This is a genomic window from Bacillus sp. MT94, from assembly GCF_058792475.1.
In genome coordinates this window covers 37,269-58,472 of the sequence record NZ_JBXAEZ010000012.1, presented here as the reverse complement: position 1 = coordinate 58,472, position 21,204 = coordinate 37,269, and the positions used below count along the sequence as shown (strand labels likewise).

Sequence of the window (21,204 nt, the reverse complement as noted above, 5' to 3'; positions counted from 1 at the left end):
GAACACGGAAGTTAAGCTCTCTAGCGCCGATGGTAGTTGGGACCTTGTCCCTGTGAGAGTAGGACGTCGCCAAGCAACTAAAACACGAGTCAAATGACTCGTGTTTTTTCGTGTTTTATTTTATAATCCATAGTAATAAAAAATGTGTTTAAAGTATTCATATTTTGTTTAAATACAAGGGAATGTGGCTAGGATAGTGAATAAGCAAAAGAGTTGCAAATTTTATTAATACGTATATAATTAAAGTCAAAGATAGTCAAAGTCAATAAAGGTGGCGGATAAATGAGAAATATATCTGATATCATTGAGCAATATCTAAAGCAAGTTATTGACTTAAGTAATAATAATGTGATTGAAATCAAGAGAAATGAGATTGCGGATCGATTCGAGTGCGTACCATCTCAAATCAATTATGTAATCAATACCCGTTTTACGTTAGAAAGAGGATTTGTAGTAGAAAGTAAACGTGGTGGAGGAGGTTACATTCGCATTATAAAAGTCAAACTGCATGATGATATAGACATTATTGATCAAATGCTTCATATGATTGATCATAGCGTTGCGCAAGGGAATGCAGAAAGTATGATTATACGTTTAATAGAAGAGGGAATCATAACAAATCGTGAAGCGAAACTGATGTTAAGTGTAATAGACCGTTCTGTATTATCAATGGATGTTCCTTCTCGAGATGAACTTAGGGCTCGAATATTATGCGCAATGTTAAGAACACTGAAATATAAATAAATATAACTTTTGTAAAAGATTGATAACTAAGATAAAGCAGTTAAATATTGTAGAAGTTTTGAAAAAGAACATGCACTTTTATTTAAATGGATTCAGGAAAGCGAACAATCTAGTAATGTATGAAAAGTATCATGAGATAGAGCGTTCCTGTTGTAAAGGTGGGGATAGTGATGACTTGTCAAAACTGTAACATAAGACCAGCAACTTTACATTATACAAAAGTAATTAACGAGAAGAAGGCGGAAGTTCATCTTTGTGAGCAATGTGCAGAGCAAAGTGGCTATACGTCTTTCTTTCAATCATCGCAGTCTAACTTTTCATTTCATGATTTATTTGCTGGTTTATTACACGGTGAATCAACAATGTTTGAAGAAGGAAAAAATGGATTTTCAAATGCAGATATAGTAAGGTGTCCAGATTGTAAGATGACATATGAACAATTTACAAAAGTCGGACGTTTTGGCTGTTCTTCTTGTTACGATACATTTAAGGAGCATTTAAAGCCATTATTAAAACGCCTTCACGGTGGGCATACAGAACATTGTGGAAAAATTCCGGAACGTATAGAAGGAAATATCCACTTAAAGAAAGAATTAGATGAACTAAAACTTATTCTGAAACAATACGTACAGAAAGAGGAATTTGAGAAAGCTGCAGAGGTAAGGGATAAAATCCGAGGTCTTGAAATACAGCTTAGTGAGCATAGGGAGGGGGAATAATTCTATGTCACTGGACAAAATTATGAACGAAGCAATTAGTCCATGGATGAAGGGGGATGGCCCTGATTCTGATATTGTTTTAAGTAGTCGAATTCGTTTGGCTCGTAATTTTAAACAATATCAATTTTCCACTATGCAAAACGAAGAAGAAGCTAAACAGATTCATGAATTATTCAAAAAGAAATTTATAAATAAAGCAGTAGGGTCCTTTGGGGAGTTTGGACTATTAAAGATGAATGAATTAACCCCTCTTCAAAGGAGAGTTTTAGTCGAAAAGCATTTAATTAGTCCAAATCTTGCAGGGACAGAATATGGAGCATGTCTACTATCAGAAAGTGAACATATTAGTGTTATGCTTAATGAAGAAGACCATATTCGGATTCAGTGCCTATTTTCAGGATTACAGTTATCAGAGGCGCTTCAAAGCGCCAATCAAATAGATAATTGGATTGAGAAAGAAGTTGAATACGCTTTTGATGAGTCACTTGGATATATTACAAGTTGTCCTACTAATGTTGGCACAGGGTTAAGAGCTTCTGTGATGATTCATTTACCGGGACTGGTTTTAACAAAAAGAATTAGCCGTATTATACAAGTAATTCAAAAATTAGGGTTAGTAGTAAGAGGAATATACGGTGAAGGTAGCGAAGCGTTAGGTAATATATTTCAAGTTTCAAATCAAATGACGCTAGGAAAGTCTGAAGAAGATATTATTGCAGATTTAAAGAGTGTCATTCAACAAATTATACAGCAAGAAAAAATAGCTAGAGAATTAATTGTACAAAATTCAAGTATTGAACTTGAAGATAAGGTTTATCGTTCTTACGGCATACTAGCAAACAGTCGTTTAATTCAATCTGCAGAAGCAGCCAATTGCTTATCGGATGTACGACTTGGTATTGATCTAGGATATATAAAAGGTATATCGAGAAATATTTTGACTGAGCTAATGGTTCTTACGCAACCAGGTATTTTACAACAATACGCAGGTGGACCTTTAGGGCCAGAAGAAAGAGATTATCGAAGAGCAACCTTAATCCGTGAGCGATTACGTATTGAAAAAAACTAAGCGCAAGTAGGAGGCGATTTCTATGATGTTTGGAAGATTTACAGAAAGAGCACAGAAAGTATTAGCTTTATCTCAAGAGGAAGCAATTCGTATTGGGCATAATAATATTGGAACAGAACATATTTTACTTGGGCTTGTACGCGAAGGTGAAGGAATTGCAGCAAAAGCATTAATTGCTCTTGGATTAAGTCCAGAGAAAGTTCAAAAAGAAGTAGAGGCGTTAATTGGGCGTGGAACAGAAGCTTCTCAAACTGTACATTATACACCTCGTGCTAAAAAGGTTATTGAATTATCTATGGATGAAGCGCGTAAGCTAGGCCATTCTTACGTTGGAACAGAACACATTTTACTCGGTTTAATCCGTGAAGGTGAAGGTGTAGCCGCACGTGTTTTAAATAATTTAGGTGTAAGTCTAAATAAAGCAAGACAACAAGTCTTACAACTTCTTGGAAGTAATGAAGCTAGTTCAGGTCATCAAGGTGGTTCAGCATCAAATGCAAATACACCGACACTTGATAGTTTAGCAAGGGACTTAACAGTTGTTGCGCGTGAAAATCGCTTAGACCCTGTTATTGGACGTGGTAAAGAAATTCAACGTGTAATTGAGGTATTAAGCCGTAGAACGAAAAACAACCCAGTATTAATTGGTGAGCCTGGTGTAGGTAAAACGGCAATTGCAGAAGGATTAGCACAGCAAATTGTAAATAATGAAGTTCCTGAAACTTTAAGAGATAAGCGTGTTATGACACTAGATATGGGTACAGTGGTAGCTGGAACGAAATATCGCGGTGAATTTGAAGATCGTTTAAAGAAAGTGATGGATGAAATTCGCCAAGCAGGCAATATTATTCTATTTATTGATGAGCTTCATACATTAATTGGTGCAGGTGGAGCAGAAGGTGCAATCGATGCATCGAATATTTTAAAACCATCTTTAGCACGAGGAGAGTTACAATGTATTGGGGCAACAACTTTAGATGAGTATCGTAAATATATTGAAAAAGACGCGGCTTTAGAAAGACGTTTTCAACCAATTCATGTTGATGAGCCAAGTTTAGAAGAATCGATTCAAATCTTGAAAGGTTTACGTGATCGTTATGAGGCGCATCACCGTGTATCTATTACAGATGACGCTATTGATGCAGCTGTAAAACTTTCAGATCGTTATATTACAGATCGCTTTTTACCAGATAAAGCAATTGATTTAATTGATGAAGCTGCTTCAAAAGTTCGCTTACGTTCTTATACAACACCACCAAACTTAAAAGAGCTTGAAGTGAAGCTTGAGGAGATTCGAAAAGAAAAAGATGCAGCTGTACAAAGTCAAGAATTTGAAAAGGCTGCATCCTTACGTGATATGGAGCAACGCTTACGTGAGAAGTTAGAAGATACAAAACGTCAATGGAAAGAGCAACAAGGAAAAGAAAATTCAGAGGTTACGGTAGAAGATATTGCAAATGTCGTTTCTACATGGACGCGTATCCCAGTTTCTAAACTTGCACAAACAGAGACTGATAAATTATTAAATTTAGAATCCATTCTCCATGATCGTTTGATTGGTCAAGATGAAGCAGTAGTAGCTGTAGCAAAAGCTGTTCGTCGTGCAAGAGCAGGATTAAAAGATCCGAAGCGCCCAATTGGTTCATTTATTTTCTTAGGGCCAACAGGTGTAGGTAAAACAGAACTTGCAAGAGCACTAGCAGAATCTATGTTCGGTGATGAAGATGCAATGATTCGCATCGATATGTCAGAATACATGGAGAAGCATTCTACTTCCCGTTTAGTTGGTTCTCCTCCAGGATATGTTGGATATGAAGAAGGTGGACAATTAACAGAGAAAGTTCGTCGCAAGCCATATTCAGTTGTCTTATTAGATGAGGTAGAGAAAGCTCATCCAGATGTGTTTAATATTTTACTACAAGTATTAGAAGATGGTCGTTTAACAGATTCTAAAGGACGTACAGTTGATTTCCGTAATACGATTGTTATTATGACGTCTAACGTTGGTGCCGAGGCGTTAAAACGTAACAAACATCTTGGATTTAATGTACAAGATGAAAGCCGTGATTATTCGGATATGAAAGGTAAAGTAATGGATGAGCTGAAAAAGGCATTTCGTCCAGAATTCTTAAACCGTATTGATGAAATTATCGTATTCCATATGCTTGAGAAAAAACATATTCAAGAGATTGTAACTCTTATGGTAAATCAGTTAGTTAATCGCTTAAAAGAACAAGAAATCGAATTGCACTTAACGGAAGGGGCAATTTCAGCTATTGCAGATAAAGGATTTGATCGTGAGTATGGCGCTCGTCCACTTCGCAGAGCAATTCAGAAACATGTAGAAGATAGACTATCAGAAGAACTTTTAAAAGGTGCTATTGAGAAAGGACAAAAAGTTATCTTTGATGTAGAAGGAGAATCATTTGTCATTCATAGTGCGGAAAAGGTAAAATAAGTATAGACAAACAAAGAGGGCTACGCGATAGCCCTCTTTCTTGTACGAGAAGGATAAACGTTTATAGACGAAAGTGAAGTGAACTATAAAAAGGTATGGCTAAAAAGAAAACGAAATTTATATGTCAAGAATGTGGTTATCAGTCACCAAAATATATGGGTAAATGTCCTGGATGTGGTCAATGGAATACACTTGTTGAAGAAATGGAGCCAGTTGTATCATCTAGGCGCCTTAATTACGCGAATGCAATTCAAACGGAAGTAACAAAACCAAGACGTCTTACCGAAGTAGAAACAAAGTCTGAGGCACGTATTGAAACGGAATTTCAAGAGTTTAATCGTGTGCTTGGTGGTGGAATTGTAGATGGGTCCTTAGTGCTTATTGGTGGAGACCCTGGGATTGGAAAATCAACATTACTATTACAGATTTCATCACAATTAGCAGATTCTTCATATGATGTATTATACATATCTGGTGAGGAGTCGGCAAAACAGATTAAACTTCGTGCAGATCGTTTGCATGTAAAGGGTAGCAATCTATTTGTTGTAGCAGAGACAGACCTGCAGCGTATTGCAGCACATATTGAAGAGATGAATCCAGCTTTTGTTGTTATTGATTCTATTCAAACGATACATTTACCTGAAGTGACGTCAGCACCAGGAAGTGTGGCACAAGTACGTGAATGTACAGCGGAATTAATGAAACTTGCAAAAACAAAAGGAATCCCTATTTTCATTGTCGGGCATGTGACAAAAGAAGGAGCAATTGCAGGACCTCGTATGTTAGAACATATGGTCGATGCAGTTCTTTATTTTGAAGGAGATCGACACCATACGTATCGTATTTTACGGGCTGTGAAGAACCGTTTTGGTTCCACGAATGAAATGGGTATCTTTGAAATGAAAGAGCTTGGTCTTGCGGAAGTTTTAAATCCTTCTGAAATCTTCCTTGAGGAAAGGCCGGTTGGTGTTGCAGGATCAACAGTAGTTGCTTCAATGGAAGGAACAAGACCGGTTTTAGTAGAAATACAAGCATTAATCTCCCCTACTAGTTTTGGAAATCCTCGAAGAATGGCGACGGGAATTGATCATAACCGTGTTTCGCTTATTATGGCAGTATTAGAAAAAAGAACAGGTTTACTATTGCAAAATCAAGATGCATATTTAAAAGTAGCTGGTGGTTTGAAATTAGACGAACCGGCAATTGATTTAGCAGTGGCTTTAAGTATAGCCTCAAGTTTTAGGGATAAATCTACGGCACCAACTGATGCAGTAATAGGAGAAGTAGGATTAACTGGAGAAATAAGAAGAGTATCAAGAATCGAACAACGTGTACAAGAAGCGGCTAAATTAGGATTTCAACGTGTTATTATTCCTAGAAAAAACTTAGGAGGATGGACAATTCCGGATGGGATTGAGGTTGTAGGTGTTTCTAATTTAGGAGAAGCGCTTCGTTTGACATTAGGAGGCTAGGCTATGGAAGAAAATAAGCAACGTGTCAAAAGTATGATTAATATTTTACAGCTCGTGGCCCCAGGAACACCACTGCGTGAAGGGATAGATAATGTACTTCGCGCACAAACAGGGGGGCTAATTGTTCTTGGATATAATGAGCAGATTAAAAGTATTGTGGATGGTGGTTTTCACATTAATTGTGCATTCTCTCCTGCTAGTTTATATGAATTAGCAAAAATGGACGGGGCACTTATTTTAAATGAAACGGGAAGTAAAATTTTAATAGCGAATGCACAGTTAGTTCCAGAGGCATCTATTGATTCTATTGAAACCGGTATGCGTCACCGAACAGCAGAACGTGTAGCGAAGCAGACGGGCAGCCTTGTTGTGGCCATTTCACAAAGACGTAACGTAATTACGCTATATCAAGGGAACTTACGTTATACACTAAAAGATATAGGGGTTATTTTAACAAAGGCAAACCAAGCTATTCAAACGTTAGAAAAATATAAGGCTGTATGGAATGATGGTATTACGAATTTGGGCATTCTAGAATTTGAAGAGGTCGTTACAATGTCTGAGGTAGTTCACGTTTTACATAGTGTTGAAATGGTACTGCGTATTAAAAATGAAATATTGAGCTATATTCATGAGTTAGGAACAGAAGGTAGGTTAATTCGTTTACAGCTTACAGAATTACTAGCTGATTTAGAAGCAGAGGCAGCATTGTTAATTAAAGATTACCATCAGGAGAAAACACAAGACCATCATCAAATTTTGAAAAAGTTACAGGACCTTGCAAATACACAACTTTTAGAGGATAGTGATTTAGTTAAATTACTTGGTTACCCAGGGCAAACCAGTTTAGAAGAAAGTGTGACGCCAAGGGGATATCGAATTACAAGCAAAATCTCTCGTGTTCCGCCACTTATCATTGAAAATTTAATTAATCGATTCAAAACGTTGCAAGGAGTTTGTCGCGCGACTATTCATGAATTGGATGATGTGGAAGGAATTGGGGAAGTAAGGGCGAAGAAAATACGAGAAGGCCTAAAAAGAATTCAAGAGCATCTATATATGAGTAGACACAATTAAGAATATTACATTGATTCCATAATATAACGACACTAGAACATTTTTGGTATATGATATGATATATTGGTAAATAAAACTATTTATAAAAAAACACGTCCGCTTTTGCATTCGGCGTTTTGATTAGCGAAACAATGGTTAATAATGAGTAGGAGGTGGTTGGATGTTAAAACGGATCGTACAGCTCTTCTTTCTAGTGATCGGGGGAGCGTTAGGGATTTACTTAATCCCAAAAGTTATTAATGTATTAGACATCGGTGCTGTTCCTTTATTGGAAGGATCGTATGTTCGTGCGATTATTGGTGCAATTATTTTATTTTTAACAACATTTTGGCTTGTAGATTATATTGTTCAACTTATTAAGCATATTGAAGAGGCTCTTGTAAAGGCGCCTGTAGCAGATGTTTTATTTGGTACATTAGGATTGATCTCTGGTCTTATTGTTGCATATTTAATTTTAATACCGATTCGTGAATTTACAATTCCGGTTATTAGTACGGTATTGCAAGTGTTCTTCACTCTTTTACTTGGATATTTAGGATTCCAAGTAGGATTTAAAAAGAGGAATGAATTGCTAGGATTATTTACATTACCCCAACGCGGAGGTAAGAAGAAAAATAATAACGAGAACGAAGAGGCAGAAGCAGAAAAATCTACGACTCATTGGAAAATTCTCGATACGAGTGTAATTATCGATGGACGTATTGCTGACATTTGCCAAACGAAGTTTTTGGAAGGAACAATTGTGATTCCACAATTCGTATTAGAAGAGCTTCAGCATATTGCCGATTCTTCCGATGCTTTAAAGCGTAATCGTGGTCGCAGAGGACTAGACATTTTAAATCGTATTCAAAAAGAGATGCCGATTCCGGTAGAAATTTATGAAGGCGATTTCGAGGATATCCAAGAGGTGGATAGCAAACTTGTAAAGTTAGCAAAAATCACCGGTGGAACTGTAGTAACGAATGATTTTAACTTAAATAAAGTTTCTGAATTACAAGGAGTAACAGTGTTAAACATTAATGATTTAGCTAATGCAATTAAACCAGTTGTACTCCCTGGCGAAGAATTAAATGTTTATGTTGTGAAAGATGGTAAAGAGCAAAACCAAGGTGTTGCGTACTTAGATGATGGTACGATGATTGTAGTAGAAGATGGTAGAGAGTATGTAGGTTCGCAACTTAATGTACTGGTTACTAGCGTATTACAAACATCAGCTGGTCGTATGATTTTCGCAAAACGTAAATTATTAGAAAAAGCATTATAGGTAGAGGATTATTAATATGTATACATTAATTATTCCGGCAGCCGGCCAAGGAAAGCGGATGGGTGCTGGCAAAAATAAGTTGTTCTTACTTATAAATGAAGTACCGATTATCGTTCATACATTACGTGCTTTTGAAAGAGATAAAGCGTGCAAAAGTATTGTTATGGCAATTAACGAAGAGGAACGCCCGTATTTTGAAGAATTAATGCAGAAGTATCCGATTGAAAAACAGGTACAATTTATTCAGGGTGGAGCCGAAAGACAAGATAGTGTATATAACGCGATTCAGCATGCGAGTGGTGTTGAATACGTTCTTGTACATGACGGAGCGCGCCCATTCGTAACGAATAAAGTGATTCAAGATGTATTAACAGCAGCAGAAAAATATGGAGCTTCCATTTGTGCAGTGCCAGTAAAGGATACAGTTAAGAAGGTAGAGCAAGGTGTTGTTGTCGAAACGGTAGAACGATCTCAGCTTAAGGCTGTACAAACACCGCAAGGGTTCTCTGTTTCTCTTTTGCTAGAAGCTCATAGAAGTGCAAAACAGAGCTGTTTTCTTGGTACAGATGATGCAAGTCTCGTGGAACGTATTGGAAAGCAAGTAGGTGTAGTAGAAGGGAGTTACTATAATATTAAAGTGACGACTCCAGAGGATTTACTAATTGCTGAAAGTTTCCTTCATGTTCTGAAAAAATAGCCGTGATGGTGTATAACAAAGGAAAGCTCGGCAATGGCCGGGCTTTTCTTTGTAAGGATATCGATATAATATAGAGTCATAAAGCTCAGTGGTTTAGCTCAAGGAGGATGTAAAGAATGTTTCGAATTGGACAAGGTTTTGACGTGCATGAATTTGCAGAAGGTAGACCGTTAATTATTGGCGGAATTACAATTCCACACGAGAAAGGATTAATCGGCCATTCAGATGCAGATGTATTGTTACATACGATTGCTGATGCATGTTTAGGTGCCATTGCAGCAGGAGATATCGGAAAGCATTTTCCTGATACAGACCCAGCTTTTAAAGATGCAGATTCAGCTGTATTGTTGCAAAAAGTTTGGGAATTTGTGCGTGAACAAGGTTACGAGTTAGGGAATTTAGATTGTACAATTATTGCTCAAAAGCCAAAAATGGCACCGCATATTGAAAGTATGCGTAAACGTATTAGTGAACTGTTAGAAACGTCTATAGATAACATTAATGTAAAGGCAACTACAACAGAAAAATTAGGATTTACAGGTAGGGAAGAAGGAATTGCTTCTCAAGCAGTGGTATTATTACAGAAAAAATAATGGTTTTTAATTCGTAAGATGGATAATCACATTTTTTTGTTGTACAATTATAGAATGTGTAGACATTAAGAATGGAAGGTGTACCAATTATGGAAAAGCAAGTGAGAGTGCGCTATGCGCCAAGTCCAACAGGACACTTACATATCGGAAATGCGCGTACGGCATTATTTAATTATTTATTTGCTCGTCATTTAGATGGCAAGTTTATTATTCGTATTGAAGATACTGATGTAAAACGTAACGTGGCTGGTGGAGAAGAAAGCCAATTAAAATACTTAAAATGGCTCGGTATGGACTGGGATGAAGGTGTTGATGTTGGCGGTGAATTTGGACCATATCGTCAAACAGAGCGTTTAGATATTTATAAAAAATTATATCTAGATTTATTAGAGCGTGGTTTAGCTTACAAATGTTATATGACAGAAGAAGAGCTAGAAGCAGAGCGTGAAGGACAAATTTCTCGTGGTGAAACACCTCGTTATGCAGGTAACCACCGTGATTTAACTGAAGAACAAATGAAAGAATTTGAAGCTGAGGGACGTATTCCGAGTATTCGTTTCCGTGTACCAGCTAATCGTGATTACACATTCAAAGACATCGTAAAAGACGAAGTTGCATTCCATTCAAATGATTTTGGTGATTTTGTTATCGTGAAAAAAGATGGAATCCCAACTTATAACTTTGCGGTAGCAGTAGATGATCACTTAATGGAAATTACACATGTACTTCGTGGTGATGATCATATTTCAAACACGCCAAAACAAATGATGATTTATGAAGCTTTCGGTTGGGATATCCCACAATTCGGTCATATGACTTTAATTGTAAATGAAAGTCGTAAAAAATTAAGCAAGCGTGATGAATCTATTATTCAATTTATTGAGCAATATAAAGAGCTTGGATATCTTCCAGAAGCAATCTTTAACTTTATTGCGCTATTAGGTTGGTCACCAGTAGGTGAAGAAGAAATCTTCTCTAAAGATGAGTTTATCAAAATGTTTGATGCAGCTCGTTTATCAAAATCACCTGCATTATTTGATTCTCAAAAACTAAAATGGATGAACAACCAGTATATGAAAAAGCAAGATTTAGATACGGTTGTAGAGTTAAGTTTACCGCATTTAGTGAAAGCTGGACGTGTGGGAGAAACTTTAAGTGAACAAGACCAAGATTGGATCCGTGGTGTAATTGCTTTATACCATGAACAAATGAGTTTTGGAGCTGAAATTGTAGAGCTTTCTGAAATGTTCTTCAAAGATCATGTTGATTATGAAGAAGAAGGACAAGAAGTATTAAAAGGTGAACAAGTACCAGAAGTACTTCGTGCATTTGCTGGTCAAGTAGAAGCACTAGAAGCGATGGAACCAGCAGCAATTAAGGCGGCTATTAAAGCAGTTCAAAAGGAAACAGGTCATAAAGGTAAAAACTTATTTATGCCAATCCGTGTTGCAACTACTGGTCAAACACATGGTCCAGAGCTTCCGAATGCTATTGCACTTCTTGGAAAAGAAAAAGTTTTAAATCGTCTTCAAAAAGTAATTGGTTAACATTTTCTAGGTTTAGAAATATAATAAGTATACTTAAAACCTAATAAGGAAAAGCGACGAGAAGGAGAAGTAGAAAATCAGGCTTTTTACAGAGAGAACCACCTTTAGGCTGGAAGTGGTTTATAAGCGGATTTTTGAAATGCCCCTTCGAGTCTTCTGCTGAACAGTAAATTGTTTTGCGAAACGTCTTAGGGCGTAAAGTAAGCAGAAGCGGTGTACACCGTTATCAGAGATGAGTTTGAGGCTTTTTTAGCCTAAACAGAGTGGAACCGCGCTTATAAGGCGTCTCTGTCAATATGACAGAGGCGTCTTTTTTTATACCGTAAAACTGGGTATGAGTATAAATTTTATCTACGTGTATAAAGATTTAGGGAGATAAGTAGGGAGTTAGTTCATTCGAAAAAGCAGCCCATAAAGGGGAGGGAACGTCGATGTTTAAGAGGCTTCGGGAAGATATTGAAGTCGTTTTTGAACAGGATCCAGCGGCAAGAAGTTATTTCGAAGTCATTTTGACTTACTCTGGATTACATGCAGTTTGGGCCCATCGAATTGCACATGCTTTTTATAAAAAAAATTTCTTCTTTATTGCACGTTCGATCTCACAAGTTAGTCGTTTCTTTACTGGCATTGAGATTCATCCAGGAGCAACAATTGGTCGTCGTTTTTTCATAGACCATGGAATGGGGGTTGTAATTGGAGAAACGTGCGAAATTGGTGATAATGTAACGATCTATCAAGGGGTTACATTAGGTGGTACGGGTAAAGAAAAGGGAAAGAGGCACCCTACAATTCAGGATAATGTATTAATTGCAACAGGTGCTAAAGTACTAGGTTCTATTACAGTTGGAGAGAATTCTAAAATTGGAGCAGGTTCTGTCGTATTAAAAGAAGTCCCTGCACATTCTACAGTTGTAGGTATACCTGGCCGAGTCGTTATTCAAAATGGAGTAAAAATCGGTCAAGAATTAAATCATTCTGACCTTCCAGACCCAATTTTTGATAAGTTAAAGGTCATGGAAGTAGAACTTGATAAATTGAAAAAACAACTTGAAGTAAAGGTAGAAAGGAAGGATAAAAATGACTATTCACATTTATAATACGTTAACACGTCAAAAGGAAGAGTTTACTCCATTAGAAGAAAATAAGGTAAAGATGTATGTGTGTGGACCTACAGTTTATAACTATATTCACATTGGGAATGCAAGACCACCTATGGTATTTGATACGGTACGCCGTTATTTAGAATATAAAGGGTATGATGTGCAGTATGTGTCCAACTTTACTGACGTAGATGATAAATTAATTAAAGCAGCAAATGAATTAGGTGAAGATGTGCCGACAATTGCTGACCGTTTCGTTGAAGCGTACTTTGAGGATGTAACGGCACTAGGTTGCAAACACGCAACAGTTCATCCGCGTGTAACGGAAAATATGGATATTATTATTGAATTTATTCAAGAACTTGTGAATAAAGGATATGCATATGAATCAGAAGGTGATGTGTACTTTAGAACGAAGGAATTCGAAGGATACGGTAAATTATCGCATCAACCAATCGCAGACTTACGTCACGGTGCGCGTATTGAAGTAGGAGAAAAGAAACAAGACCCTCTTGATTTTGCTTTATGGAAAGATGCTAAAGAAGGAGAAATCTTCTGGGAAAGCCCTTGGGGGAAAGGTCGTCCAGGCTGGCATATTGAATGCTCGGCAATGGCACGTAAATACTTAGGAGATACAATCGATATTCATGCTGGTGGTCAAGACTTAGCATTTCCTCATCATGAGAATGAAATTGCGCAGTCTGAGGCGTTAACTGGAAAAACATTTGCACGTTACTGGATGCACAATGGATATATTAATATTAATAATGAGAAGATGTCTAAGTCATTGGGGAACTTTATTTTAGTTCACGATATCATTAAGCAATATAATCCGCAGTTAATTAGATTCTTTATGCTATCGGTACATTACCGTCATCCAATTAATTTCAGTGAAGAGTTATTACAAAGCACAAATAACGGACTGGAAAGAATTAAGACGGCTTACGGTAACTTAAAACACCGTATGGAAAGTAGTACTGATTTAACAGACCATAATGAGAAATGGTTGGCGGAACTGGAAAAATTCCAGACTGCATTTGAAGAAGCGATGAATGATGACTTCAACACTGCTAATGCAATCACTGAGTTATATAATGTGGCAAATCATGCGAATCAATATTTACTGGAAGAACATACGTCTACAGTGGTAATTGAAGCATACGTAAAACAACTTGAAACATTATTTGATATTTTAGGGTTAGAATTAGCGCAAGAAGAGTTGCTTGATGAAGAAATTGATGCACTTATTCAAAAACGCATTGAAGCTCGTAAAAATCGTGATTTTGCATTATCAGATCAAATTCGCGATGACTTAAAAGACCGTAATATTATTTTAGAAGATACCGCTCAAGGTACAAGATGGAAAAGAGGATAAGAATGATTGATGCAAAGCAATTAAACAGCTTAGCGTTAGCATACATGGGTGATGCGGTATATGAACAATATATCCGCTATCACCTACTTCAAAAAGGGAAAGTTCGCCCTAATCAATTACATCGATTAGGGACAAGCTTTGTTTCAGCAAAAGCACAGGCGAAAGTTGTTTATCATTTATTAGAGACGGCGTTTTTGACAGAGGAAGAAGAGGCGGTATTAAGAAGAGGACGTAATGCAAATTCAGGTACAGTTCCAAAAAATACGGATGTACAAACATATCGACATAGTACAGCCTTTGAAGCGCTAATTGGTTATCATCATTTATTAAATAACCGTGAAAGATTAGATGAAATTGTATATAAGGCTATTGCAGTTTTAGAAGAAAAGGAAGGGGGCACATCATCATGAGTAGTGAATATATTATCGGACGTAACCCTGTAATTGAGGCGTTACGATCAGGGAGAGATATAAATAAAATTTGGATCGCAGAAGGTGCTGCCAAAGGACAAGTACAGATTGTACTAGCGTTAGCGAAAGAAAATAAGGTTATTTTACAACATGCACCAAAGAAAAAGTTAGATCAATTAGTTGAGGGTAATCATCAAGGTGTAATTGCTCAAGTAGCTGCATATCAGTATGCGGAGTTAGAAGAGTTATTCAAAGTGGCAGAAAAACGTAATGAAGATCCATTCTTCTTAATTTTAGATGAGATTGAAGATCCGCATAACCTAGGTTCTATTATGCGTACTGCTGATGCGACAGGAGCTCATGGAATTATTATTCCAAAGAGAAGGGCTGTGGGGCTTACAGCGTCAGTTGCGAAAGCATCAACAGGAGCGATTGAATACATTCCTGTTGCGCGCGTAACGAACTTATCCCGTACAATTGATGAATTAAAAGAACGTGGACTTTGGATTGCTGGTACAGATGCCAAAGGGAGAACGGATTACCGTAATTTAGATGGTAAAATGCCAATTGGGTTAGTAATTGGTAGTGAAGGAAAAGGTATGAGTCGTATTATTGGTGAAAAGTGTGATTTCCTAATCACTCTACCGATGGTTGGTAAAGTTACATCCTTAAATGCTTCCGTAGCCGCAAGTTTGTTAATGTATGAGGTATATCGTAAACGTCACGAAATTGGTAAATAAAAGATGAACGATATTTTAATCGTTGACGGTTACAACATTATCGGAGCTTGGGGAGATTTGAAGAAACTGCGGGATGTAGATTTACAATCATCAAGAGATGCACTTATTGATAAGATGGCGGATTATCAAGGTTATACAGGTACAAAAGTGATGATAGTCTTTGATGCCTATACAGTACATGGTATTGAAAAAAAGATGAAACAATCTCGTGTGGAAGTAATATTCACACGAAAGAATCAAACTGCAGACGAAAAGATAGAGCAGCTTGCGATAGAGCTTAGAAATATAAATACACGAATATATGTTGCGACTTCTGATTACACGGAACAATGGGTTATATTTGCGCAAGGTGCCCTTCGGAAATCTGCGCGTGAATTAGAGTTGGAAGTACAGGCAATGGAGGAACAAGTAAGAAGGCGTACAAAAGACACGAAAGAACAGCAACCCGCCATGCGAAAGATATTTAGTAAAGATATTACAGAAAAATTAGAAAAATTAAGAAGAGGAGAGCGTTGAAGCATTGACGCTCTTTGTCTTTTTACTGTATAATATTGCTAAATAAATAGCGGTCGGAGGGATCAAGGTGGAAGCAGGCTTCGTAAGTGTAGGCGACGTTACATTTCGTGATTTAGAGGATGAGGCAATCGTTGAGTTAGTTCGAAAAGGTAATACTGACGCTCTAGAATATTTAATTCACAAATATAAGAACTTTGTTCGCGCGAAATCAAGATCTTACTTTTTAGTGGGTGCCGATCGAGAAGATATTGTTCAAGAAGGTATGATAGGATTGTTTAAAGCAATTCGTGATTATAAAGAGGACAAGCTGTCTTCATTCAAAGCATTTGCTGAACTGTGTATCACTCGACAAATTATTACCGCTATTAAAACGGCAACAAGGCAAAAACATATTCCCTTAAATTCGTATGTGTCTTTAGATAAGCCGATTTACGATGAGGAATCTGATCGAACATTATTGGATGTTATTTCTGAAGCGAAGGTAACTGATCCTGAAGAGATGATTATTAGCCAAGAAGAATATACAGACATAGAATCAAAAATATCAGAATTATTAAGCGATTTAGAAAGAAAAGTACTTTCTTTATATCTAGATGGGCGTTCTTATCAAGAGATTTCAGAACAGTTAAACAGACATGTGAAATCTATTGATAACGCTTTACAGCGGGTGAAGAGGAAATTGGAACGATATATGGAAATGCGAGAAAGTACAACTTTAAATTCATAACAAATAACAAGTGCAACAGGTGTAAAATAAATCACCTGTTTTCTTTTGTAGCCAGTACAAAATGCATGTCATTGACATTGTCTTTTATTGTATGATACATTTTTAGGGACATAATGTTACAAGGTTGGTGTAACTAATGAGGAAAAAAGTTGTACTCTCATGTGAAGAGTGTAAAAATCGAAACTACTCTACTATGAAAGATACGAGCTCAATAGAGCGACTTGAAATAAAAAAGTTTTGTAAAACATGCAATCAGCATACAGTTCACAAGGAAACAAAATAAATAATTGAAATAATACACTGGAGGTCCCGCAGATGCGTTTAACGAACTTTTTCGGCGATGTAGGTCGCGAAATGAAAAAAGTAAGTTGGCCTAAAAAAGATGAATTACTCCGCTCAACAGCGACTGTTGTTGCTACAGTTGTGTTCTTTGCGATTTTCTTCGCAGTAGTTGATATGGGCATTTCTTCTTTAATTCGGTTAATTCTTGGTTAATTCTTGAATAAGAAGCACTTATCCATGATATAATGTTATTTATAAGAACTGTGTAAAAGCCCGGTGAACGGGTTTTTTCATTTGCGCAAAAAAATGTACGTCAGGGAGGGAAGGACGCTCGTCCTAAATGAATGGAAAAAAGTTGGTATGTTGTCCATACTTATTCTGGATATGAAAATAAAGTAAAAGCAAACCTAGAGAAGCGTGTAGAATCAATGGGTATGCAAGATAAAATTTTCCGTGTTGTTGTCCCGGAAGAAGTAGAAGTAGAAATGAAAAACGGAAAAGAAAAATTAATGAAAAGAAAAGTGTTCCCAGGTTATGTATTAGTAGAATTAATCATGACTGATGATTCTTGGTATGTTGTACGTAACACGCCGGGTGTAACTGGGTTCGTTGGTTCTTCTGGTTCTGGATCTAAACCATCACCTCTATTAGAAGAGGAAGTTGTTACCATTATGAAACATATGGGAATGGACAACGAAGTGGTTGATTTCGACTTTGAACTTCATGAGACAGTACGTGTAAATGAGGGGCCATTCGCAGATTATACAGGTGCTATTGAAGAAATTGATGTGGAGAAGAAAAAGGTTAGCGTACTTGTGGACATGTTTGGTCGCGAGACTCCAGTTGAACTTGACTTCCATCAAATTGAAAAATTATAAAATGAAACTTGAAATGAATTGTAAAAAGTGATAATATCTTTTAAGTCAGTACGTCTTCGTTATCGGAGACGTTTTTTGAAAGATTTTATCCTTACAGATAAAATATGACGTGGGAGGGCAAATCACTGTCCAATTGACCACATCACGGACTTAAGGAGGTGTGTCTCGTGGCTAAAAAGGTAATTAAAATGGTAAAGCTTCAAATTCCTGCAGGTAAAGCTAACCCAGCTCCACCAGTTGGTCCAGCATTAGGACAAGCAGGTGTTAACATCATGGGCTTCTGTAAAGAGTTTAACGCTCGTACAGCAGATCAAGCTGGTCTTATCATCCCTGTTGAAATTACGGTATTTGAGGACCGTTCATTCACTTTCATTACTAAAACTCCTCCTGCTGCTGTTCTTCTTAAGAAAGTAGCTGGTATTGAGTCTGGTTCTGGTGAACCAAACCGTAATAAAGTGGCAACTGTTAAGCGTGATAAAGTACGCGAAATCGCTGAAACTAAAATGCCTGACCTAAACGCTGCTAGCGTAGAAGCTGCAATGCGTATGGTTGAAGGTACTGCACGCAGTATGGGCATCGTTATCGAAGACTAATTCGATTTGTTTTTAAAAAAGGTTGCGGGTCTGGAATTCCAATTCGCAACCTTTATTATCGTAAATGATTATTGTTTTTAAATAAATGGATGGCGCTCATCCTCAGGTTATACCTGAAAACAGGCGTAAACGTGGGAGGTTATTCCGCTAAAACCACATTCGAGGAGGAAATAAAAATGGCTAAAAGAGGTAAAAAGTACGTAGAAGCTGCAAAGCTTGTTGATCGTGCATCTGCTTACTCTGCAACAGAAGCAGTAGAATTAGTAAAGAAAACAAACACAGCTAAATTTGATGCAACTGTAGAAGCTGCATTCCGTTTAGGTGTTGACCCTAAGAAAGCTGACCAACAAATCCGTGGTGCAGTTGTTCTTCCACACGGTACTGGTAAAGTACAACGTGTATTAGTGTTCGCTAAAGGTGAAAAAGCTAAAGAAGCTGAAGCTGCTGGCGCTGACTTCGTAGGCGATACTGATTACATCGGTAAAATCCAACAAGGTTGGTTCGATTTCGATGTAGTAGTAGCAACTCCTGACATGATGGGTGAAGTTGGTAAACTTGGTCGCGTATTAGGACCTAAAGGTTTAATGCCAAACCCTAAAACTGGAACAGTTACTTTCGATGTAACTAAAGCTGTTAACGAAATCAAAGCTGGTAAAGTTGAATACCGCGTTGATAAAGCTGGTAACATCCATGTTCCAATCGGTAAAGTATCTTTCGAAGATGCTAAATTAGTAGAAAACTTCAAAACAATCGCTGACACTTTATTAAAAGTTAAGCCATCTGCTGCAAAAGGTACTTACATGAAGAACGTAACAGTTGCTTCTACAATGGGACCTGGCGTACGCGTAGACGTTTCTACATTAGCGTAAAAATTGGAAGTTGACTTCATAAAGAAGATTTAATATAATCATTTATGTTGTGAATTTAAATAGTGTACCGTAGACAGTAGGTGTCAATAGACTTAATTTCCTACCTAGGTGTTAATATACGAAACGGAATTTTTTTCTGTGACTATATGCCTCCATGTCTACAAGTTGGGCATGGAGGTTTTTAGTGCACTTTCGGTACATCTTCTATATAATCTACAGGAGGTGTAATAACATGAGCAAAGTAATCGAAACTAAACAACAAGTTGTAACTGAAATCGCGGACAAACTTCGTGCTAGTAAATCTACAATTGTTGTTGACTACCGTGGTTTAACAGTTTCTGAAGCAACAGAATTACGTAAGCAATTACGTGAAGCTGGCGTTGAGTTCAAAGTTTACAAAAACTCTCTAACTCGTCGTGCTGCAGAATCTGCTGAAATGGCTGAGTTAAACGAATTCTTAACAGGACCAAACGCAATCGCGTTCAGTAACGAGGATGTAGTTGCTCCTGCGAAAGTATTAAACGACTTCGCTACAAAACATGAAGCTTTAGAAATTAAAGCGGGCGTAATCGAAGGTAAACTTGTAACACTTGATGAGGTTAAAGCAATCGCTACTCTTCCATCACGTGAAGGCTTACTTTCTATGCTTCTTAGCGTTCTTCAAGCTCCAATCCGTAACCTTGCACTTGCTACTAAAGCAGTTGCAGAACAAAAGGAAGAGCAAGGCGCTTAATTTTTTAAAAGATAATTACTTGTTATCTATAAAACAATACAAACCTATTTAAGGGAGGATATTTACAATGACTAAAGAACAAATCATTGAAGCAGTTAAATCTATGACTGTATTAGAACTTAACGACTTAGTAAAAGCTATCGAGGAAGAATTCGGCGTAACTGCTGCTGCTCCTGTAGCTGTAGCTGGTGGCGCTGGTGAAGCTGCTGCTGAAAAAACTGAGTTTGATGTAGTACTTGCAAGTGCTGGCGCTCAAAAAATCAAAGTTATCAAAGCTGTACGTGAAATCACTGGTCTTGGCTTAAAAGAAGCTAAAGAATTAGTTGACAACACTCCAAAAGCAATCAAAGAAGGCGTTTCTAAAGAGGAAGCTGAAGAAATGAAAGCTAAACTTGAAGAAGTTGGCGCTGCTGTAGAAGTTAAGTAATTAACTTTTGATGCTTTAAAAAAAGCTCGCTCTCATGCGAGCTTTTTTTTTAACTGTAAAGAAAAGAGGTGGCCATATGGCAGACCATTATTTTTCTAACGACCCTTCTAGTAAAAGTGATCGTAAACGATGGGAATTTCCACTCCGTGGATCTCAATTTACTTTTTTATCTGACCATGGGGTGTTTTCGAAAAACGAGGTGGACTTTGGTTCTCGTCTTTTAATTGAAGCGTTTCAAATGCCGGATATTAAAGGTGATATATTAGACGTAGGTTGTGGATACGGTCCTATTGGTTTGTCGTTAGCGAAAGAGTTTCAAGGTTGTGAAGTTCACATGGTGGATGTGAATGAAAGGGCGCTTGGGCTTGCGAAAGAAAATGCCGCTAATAACAGAATCGAGAATATACGTATTTTTCAAAGTAGCGTCTATGAAAATGTAGATGGCGAGTATGCTGCTATTCTATCTAACCCTCCAATTCGTGCGGGTAAGGATATCGTACATGAGATTTTAGAAAAAGCTGTGGAGTATTTAGTTCCAGGTGGAGAACTTTGGATTGTTATTCAAAAGAAGCAAGGTGCACCATCTGCGCTGAAAAAACTAGAAGAAGTATTTTCTGAAGTTGAGATTGTAGAAAAGAAAAAAGGATATTATATCATAAAATCAAAAAAACGTTGACGGTTATTTTTGGCTATGTTAACATTATACAATGCCAATATATGATTTTCTGCGTTGAGAAAGATGTATATTTTTGTTTCTCTTGGAAAAGATAGTAAAATCAGCAGATTATGAAACAGAATGATGGTTTTCTTATAGAAGCCATTTTTCTTTTTTGAGCAGGTAGAAAGACTCAACGTATTTATCTTTAAGAGAAAAAGACTACGCTAATAGCAGTAGTTGTATTTATTTGTGATTT

Annotated in this window: 24 protein-coding genes and 2 other annotated features; all 24 genes read left to right on the top strand. The window is 37.1% G+C overall.

What is annotated here, in order from left to right:
• Window positions 1-282: 282 nt before the first annotated feature.
• The 24 genes from ctsR (at window position 283) to AC1Q51_RS26775 (ending at window position 20,966) form a co-directional block, all read left to right on the top strand.
• Window positions 283-744, top strand: coding sequence for a transcriptional regulator CtsR (ctsR, locus tag AC1Q51_RS26890; RefSeq protein WP_001244560.1), 462 nt, complete (start codon window positions 283-285; stop codon window positions 742-744).
• A gap of 170 nt (window positions 745-914) precedes the next feature.
• Window positions 915-1,463, top strand: a complete 549-nt coding sequence (gene mcsA, locus AC1Q51_RS26885) for a protein-arginine kinase activator protein McsA (RefSeq protein ID WP_000128385.1) — start codon at window positions 915-917, stop codon at window positions 1,461-1,463.
• Between the two features lie 4 nt (window positions 1,464-1,467).
• The gene (gene mcsB, locus AC1Q51_RS26880; RefSeq protein WP_000050836.1) at window positions 1,468-2,532 is read left to right on the top strand and encodes a protein-arginine kinase McsB; all 1,065 of its coding nucleotides are present in this window, start codon (window positions 1,468-1,470) and stop codon (window positions 2,530-2,532) included.
• A 22-nt stretch (window positions 2,533-2,554) separates the two neighbouring features.
• Complete coding sequence (gene clpC / locus AC1Q51_RS26875; RefSeq protein ID WP_000971170.1) at window positions 2,555-4,990, top strand: ATP-dependent protease ATP-binding subunit ClpC; 2,436 nt, start codon at window positions 2,555-2,557, stop codon at window positions 4,988-4,990.
• 95 nt (window positions 4,991-5,085) lie between these two features.
• Entirely contained in the window at window positions 5,086-6,462 is a 1,377-nt protein-coding gene (gene radA / locus AC1Q51_RS26870; protein WP_001085199.1) for a DNA repair protein RadA, read from the top strand.
• A 3-nt stretch (window positions 6,463-6,465) separates the two neighbouring features.
• Entirely contained in the window at window positions 6,466-7,539 is a 1,074-nt protein-coding gene (gene disA, locus AC1Q51_RS26865; RefSeq protein WP_000392164.1) for a DNA integrity scanning diadenylate cyclase DisA, read from the top strand.
• Between the two features lie 160 nt (window positions 7,540-7,699).
• Window positions 7,700-8,803: a PIN/TRAM domain-containing protein gene (locus tag AC1Q51_RS26860; protein ID WP_000919679.1), complete on the top strand. Its 1,104-nt coding sequence runs from the start codon at window positions 7,700-7,702 to the stop codon at window positions 8,801-8,803.
• Between the two features lie 16 nt (window positions 8,804-8,819).
• Window positions 8,820-9,500 (top strand): 2-C-methyl-D-erythritol 4-phosphate cytidylyltransferase, encoded by a 681-nt coding sequence (ispD, locus tag AC1Q51_RS26855; protein WP_053565450.1) that lies wholly within the window; start codon window positions 8,820-8,822, stop codon window positions 9,498-9,500.
• A gap of 116 nt (window positions 9,501-9,616) precedes the next feature.
• On the top strand, window positions 9,617-10,093 hold the full coding sequence (ispF, locus tag AC1Q51_RS26850; RefSeq protein WP_000488386.1) for a 2-C-methyl-D-erythritol 2,4-cyclodiphosphate synthase: 477 nt from the start codon (window positions 9,617-9,619) through the stop codon (window positions 10,091-10,093).
• 89 nt (window positions 10,094-10,182) lie between these two features.
• Window positions 10,183-11,640: a glutamate--tRNA ligase gene (gene gltX / locus AC1Q51_RS26845; RefSeq protein WP_000415150.1), complete on the top strand. Its 1,458-nt coding sequence runs from the start codon at window positions 10,183-10,185 to the stop codon at window positions 11,638-11,640.
• A 47-nt stretch (window positions 11,641-11,687) separates the two neighbouring features.
• Window positions 11,688-11,933, top strand: a binding site (T-box leader).
• 138 nt (window positions 11,934-12,071) lie between these two features.
• Window positions 12,072-12,737, top strand: coding sequence for a serine O-acetyltransferase (gene cysE, locus AC1Q51_RS26840; protein WP_090978618.1), 666 nt, complete (start codon window positions 12,072-12,074; stop codon window positions 12,735-12,737).
• Window positions 12,718-14,115 carry a cysteine--tRNA ligase gene (gene cysS, locus AC1Q51_RS26835; protein ID WP_000152272.1) on the top strand — a complete coding sequence of 466 codons (1,398 nt, stop codon included), beginning with the start codon at window positions 12,718-12,720 and terminating at the stop codon, window positions 14,113-14,115. Before cysE ends, cysS begins: the two co-directional genes overlap by 20 nt.
• Before the next feature lie 2 nt (window positions 14,116-14,117).
• The gene (locus tag AC1Q51_RS26830; RefSeq protein WP_000564261.1) at window positions 14,118-14,525 is read left to right on the top strand and encodes a Mini-ribonuclease 3; all 408 of its coding nucleotides are present in this window, start codon (window positions 14,118-14,120) and stop codon (window positions 14,523-14,525) included.
• Window positions 14,522-15,265, top strand: coding sequence for a 23S rRNA (guanosine(2251)-2'-O)-methyltransferase RlmB (rlmB, locus tag AC1Q51_RS26825; RefSeq protein WP_492331807.1), 744 nt, complete (start codon window positions 14,522-14,524; stop codon window positions 15,263-15,265). Before AC1Q51_RS26830 ends, rlmB begins: the two co-directional genes overlap by 4 nt.
• A gap of 3 nt (window positions 15,266-15,268) precedes the next feature.
• Window positions 15,269-15,781 carry an NYN domain-containing protein gene (locus AC1Q51_RS26820; RefSeq protein WP_492331806.1) on the top strand — a complete coding sequence of 171 codons (513 nt, stop codon included), beginning with the start codon at window positions 15,269-15,271 and terminating at the stop codon, window positions 15,779-15,781.
• A gap of 67 nt (window positions 15,782-15,848) precedes the next feature.
• Entirely contained in the window at window positions 15,849-16,508 is a 660-nt protein-coding gene (locus AC1Q51_RS26815; protein WP_000387198.1) for an RNA polymerase factor sigma-70, read from the top strand.
• A 136-nt stretch (window positions 16,509-16,644) separates the two neighbouring features.
• A complete protein-coding gene (gene rpmG, locus AC1Q51_RS26810) occupies window positions 16,645-16,791 on the top strand; it encodes a 50S ribosomal protein L33 (protein ID WP_014481927.1) in 147 nt (48 codons plus the stop codon).
• A 32-nt stretch (window positions 16,792-16,823) separates the two neighbouring features.
• Complete coding sequence (secE, locus tag AC1Q51_RS26805; protein ID WP_001241323.1) at window positions 16,824-17,003, top strand: preprotein translocase subunit SecE; 180 nt, start codon at window positions 16,824-16,826, stop codon at window positions 17,001-17,003.
• Window positions 17,004-17,134: 131 nt separating this feature from the next.
• Window positions 17,135-17,668 (top strand): transcription termination/antitermination protein NusG, encoded by a 534-nt coding sequence (gene nusG, locus AC1Q51_RS26800; RefSeq protein ID WP_000415794.1) that lies wholly within the window; start codon window positions 17,135-17,137, stop codon window positions 17,666-17,668.
• A 167-nt stretch (window positions 17,669-17,835) separates the two neighbouring features.
• The gene (gene rplK, locus AC1Q51_RS26795; protein ID WP_001085872.1) at window positions 17,836-18,261 is read left to right on the top strand and encodes a 50S ribosomal protein L11; all 426 of its coding nucleotides are present in this window, start codon (window positions 17,836-17,838) and stop codon (window positions 18,259-18,261) included.
• A gap of 176 nt (window positions 18,262-18,437) precedes the next feature.
• A complete protein-coding gene (rplA, locus tag AC1Q51_RS26790) occupies window positions 18,438-19,130 on the top strand; it encodes a 50S ribosomal protein L1 (RefSeq protein WP_002094239.1) in 693 nt (230 codons plus the stop codon).
• A 49-nt stretch (window positions 19,131-19,179) separates the two neighbouring features.
• Window positions 19,180-19,323: a sequence feature (ribosomal protein L10 leader region), on the top strand.
• A gap of 39 nt (window positions 19,324-19,362) precedes the next feature.
• On the top strand, window positions 19,363-19,863 hold the full coding sequence (gene rplJ, locus AC1Q51_RS26785; RefSeq protein WP_000048718.1) for a 50S ribosomal protein L10: 501 nt from the start codon (window positions 19,363-19,365) through the stop codon (window positions 19,861-19,863).
• A gap of 67 nt (window positions 19,864-19,930) precedes the next feature.
• Window positions 19,931-20,290 (top strand): 50S ribosomal protein L7/L12, encoded by a 360-nt coding sequence (gene rplL, locus AC1Q51_RS26780; protein WP_000159737.1) that lies wholly within the window; start codon window positions 19,931-19,933, stop codon window positions 20,288-20,290.
• 76 nt (window positions 20,291-20,366) lie between these two features.
• Window positions 20,367-20,966 (top strand): class I SAM-dependent methyltransferase, encoded by a 600-nt coding sequence (locus tag AC1Q51_RS26775; protein WP_000763269.1) that lies wholly within the window; start codon window positions 20,367-20,369, stop codon window positions 20,964-20,966.
• Window positions 20,967-21,204 lie beyond the last annotated feature (238 nt).

Excerpts from the sequence above, each read along its gene's own strand:
- rplL (WP_000159737.1), top strand. The coding sequence starts at position 19,931 with ATGACTAAAGAACAAATCATTGAAGCAGTTAAATCTATGACTGTATTA.
- rplJ (WP_000048718.1), top strand. The coding sequence starts at position 19,363 with ATGAGCAAAGTAATCGAAACTAAACAACAAGTTGTAACTGAAATCGCG.
- ctsR (WP_001244560.1), top strand. The coding sequence starts at position 283 with ATGAGAAATATATCTGATATCATTGAGCAATATCTAAAGCAAGTTATT.
- clpC (WP_000971170.1), top strand. The coding sequence starts at position 2,555 with ATGATGTTTGGAAGATTTACAGAAAGAGCACAGAAAGTATTAGCTTTA.
- mcsA (WP_000128385.1), top strand. The coding sequence starts at position 915 with ATGACTTGTCAAAACTGTAACATAAGACCAGCAACTTTACATTATACA.
- disA (WP_000392164.1), top strand. The coding sequence starts at position 6,466 with ATGGAAGAAAATAAGCAACGTGTCAAAAGTATGATTAATATTTTACAG.
- radA (WP_001085199.1), top strand. The coding sequence starts at position 5,086 with ATGGCTAAAAAGAAAACGAAATTTATATGTCAAGAATGTGGTTATCAG.
- rplA (WP_002094239.1), top strand. The coding sequence starts at position 18,438 with ATGGCTAAAAGAGGTAAAAAGTACGTAGAAGCTGCAAAGCTTGTTGAT.
- ispF (WP_000488386.1), top strand. The coding sequence starts at position 9,617 with ATGTTTCGAATTGGACAAGGTTTTGACGTGCATGAATTTGCAGAAGGT.
- cysE (WP_090978618.1), top strand. The coding sequence starts at position 12,072 with ATGTTTAAGAGGCTTCGGGAAGATATTGAAGTCGTTTTTGAACAGGAT.
- rpmG (WP_014481927.1), top strand. The coding sequence starts at position 16,645 with ATGAGGAAAAAAGTTGTACTCTCATGTGAAGAGTGTAAAAATCGAAAC.
- AC1Q51_RS26820 (WP_492331806.1), top strand. The coding sequence starts at position 15,269 with ATGAACGATATTTTAATCGTTGACGGTTACAACATTATCGGAGCTTGG.
- secE (WP_001241323.1), top strand. The coding sequence starts at position 16,824 with ATGCGTTTAACGAACTTTTTCGGCGATGTAGGTCGCGAAATGAAAAAA.
- cysS (WP_000152272.1), top strand. The coding sequence starts at position 12,718 with ATGACTATTCACATTTATAATACGTTAACACGTCAAAAGGAAGAGTTT.
- gltX (WP_000415150.1), top strand. The coding sequence starts at position 10,183 with ATGGAAAAGCAAGTGAGAGTGCGCTATGCGCCAAGTCCAACAGGACAC.
- AC1Q51_RS26830 (WP_000564261.1), top strand. The coding sequence starts at position 14,118 with ATGATTGATGCAAAGCAATTAAACAGCTTAGCGTTAGCATACATGGGT.
- AC1Q51_RS26860 (WP_000919679.1), top strand. The coding sequence starts at position 7,700 with ATGTTAAAACGGATCGTACAGCTCTTCTTTCTAGTGATCGGGGGAGCG.
- mcsB (WP_000050836.1), top strand. The coding sequence starts at position 1,468 with ATGTCACTGGACAAAATTATGAACGAAGCAATTAGTCCATGGATGAAG.
- nusG (WP_000415794.1), top strand. The coding sequence starts at position 17,135 with ATGGAAAAAAGTTGGTATGTTGTCCATACTTATTCTGGATATGAAAAT.
- rlmB (WP_492331807.1), top strand. The coding sequence starts at position 14,522 with ATGAGTAGTGAATATATTATCGGACGTAACCCTGTAATTGAGGCGTTA.
- ispD (WP_053565450.1), top strand. The coding sequence starts at position 8,820 with ATGTATACATTAATTATTCCGGCAGCCGGCCAAGGAAAGCGGATGGGT.
- AC1Q51_RS26775 (WP_000763269.1), top strand. The coding sequence starts at position 20,367 with ATGGCAGACCATTATTTTTCTAACGACCCTTCTAGTAAAAGTGATCGT.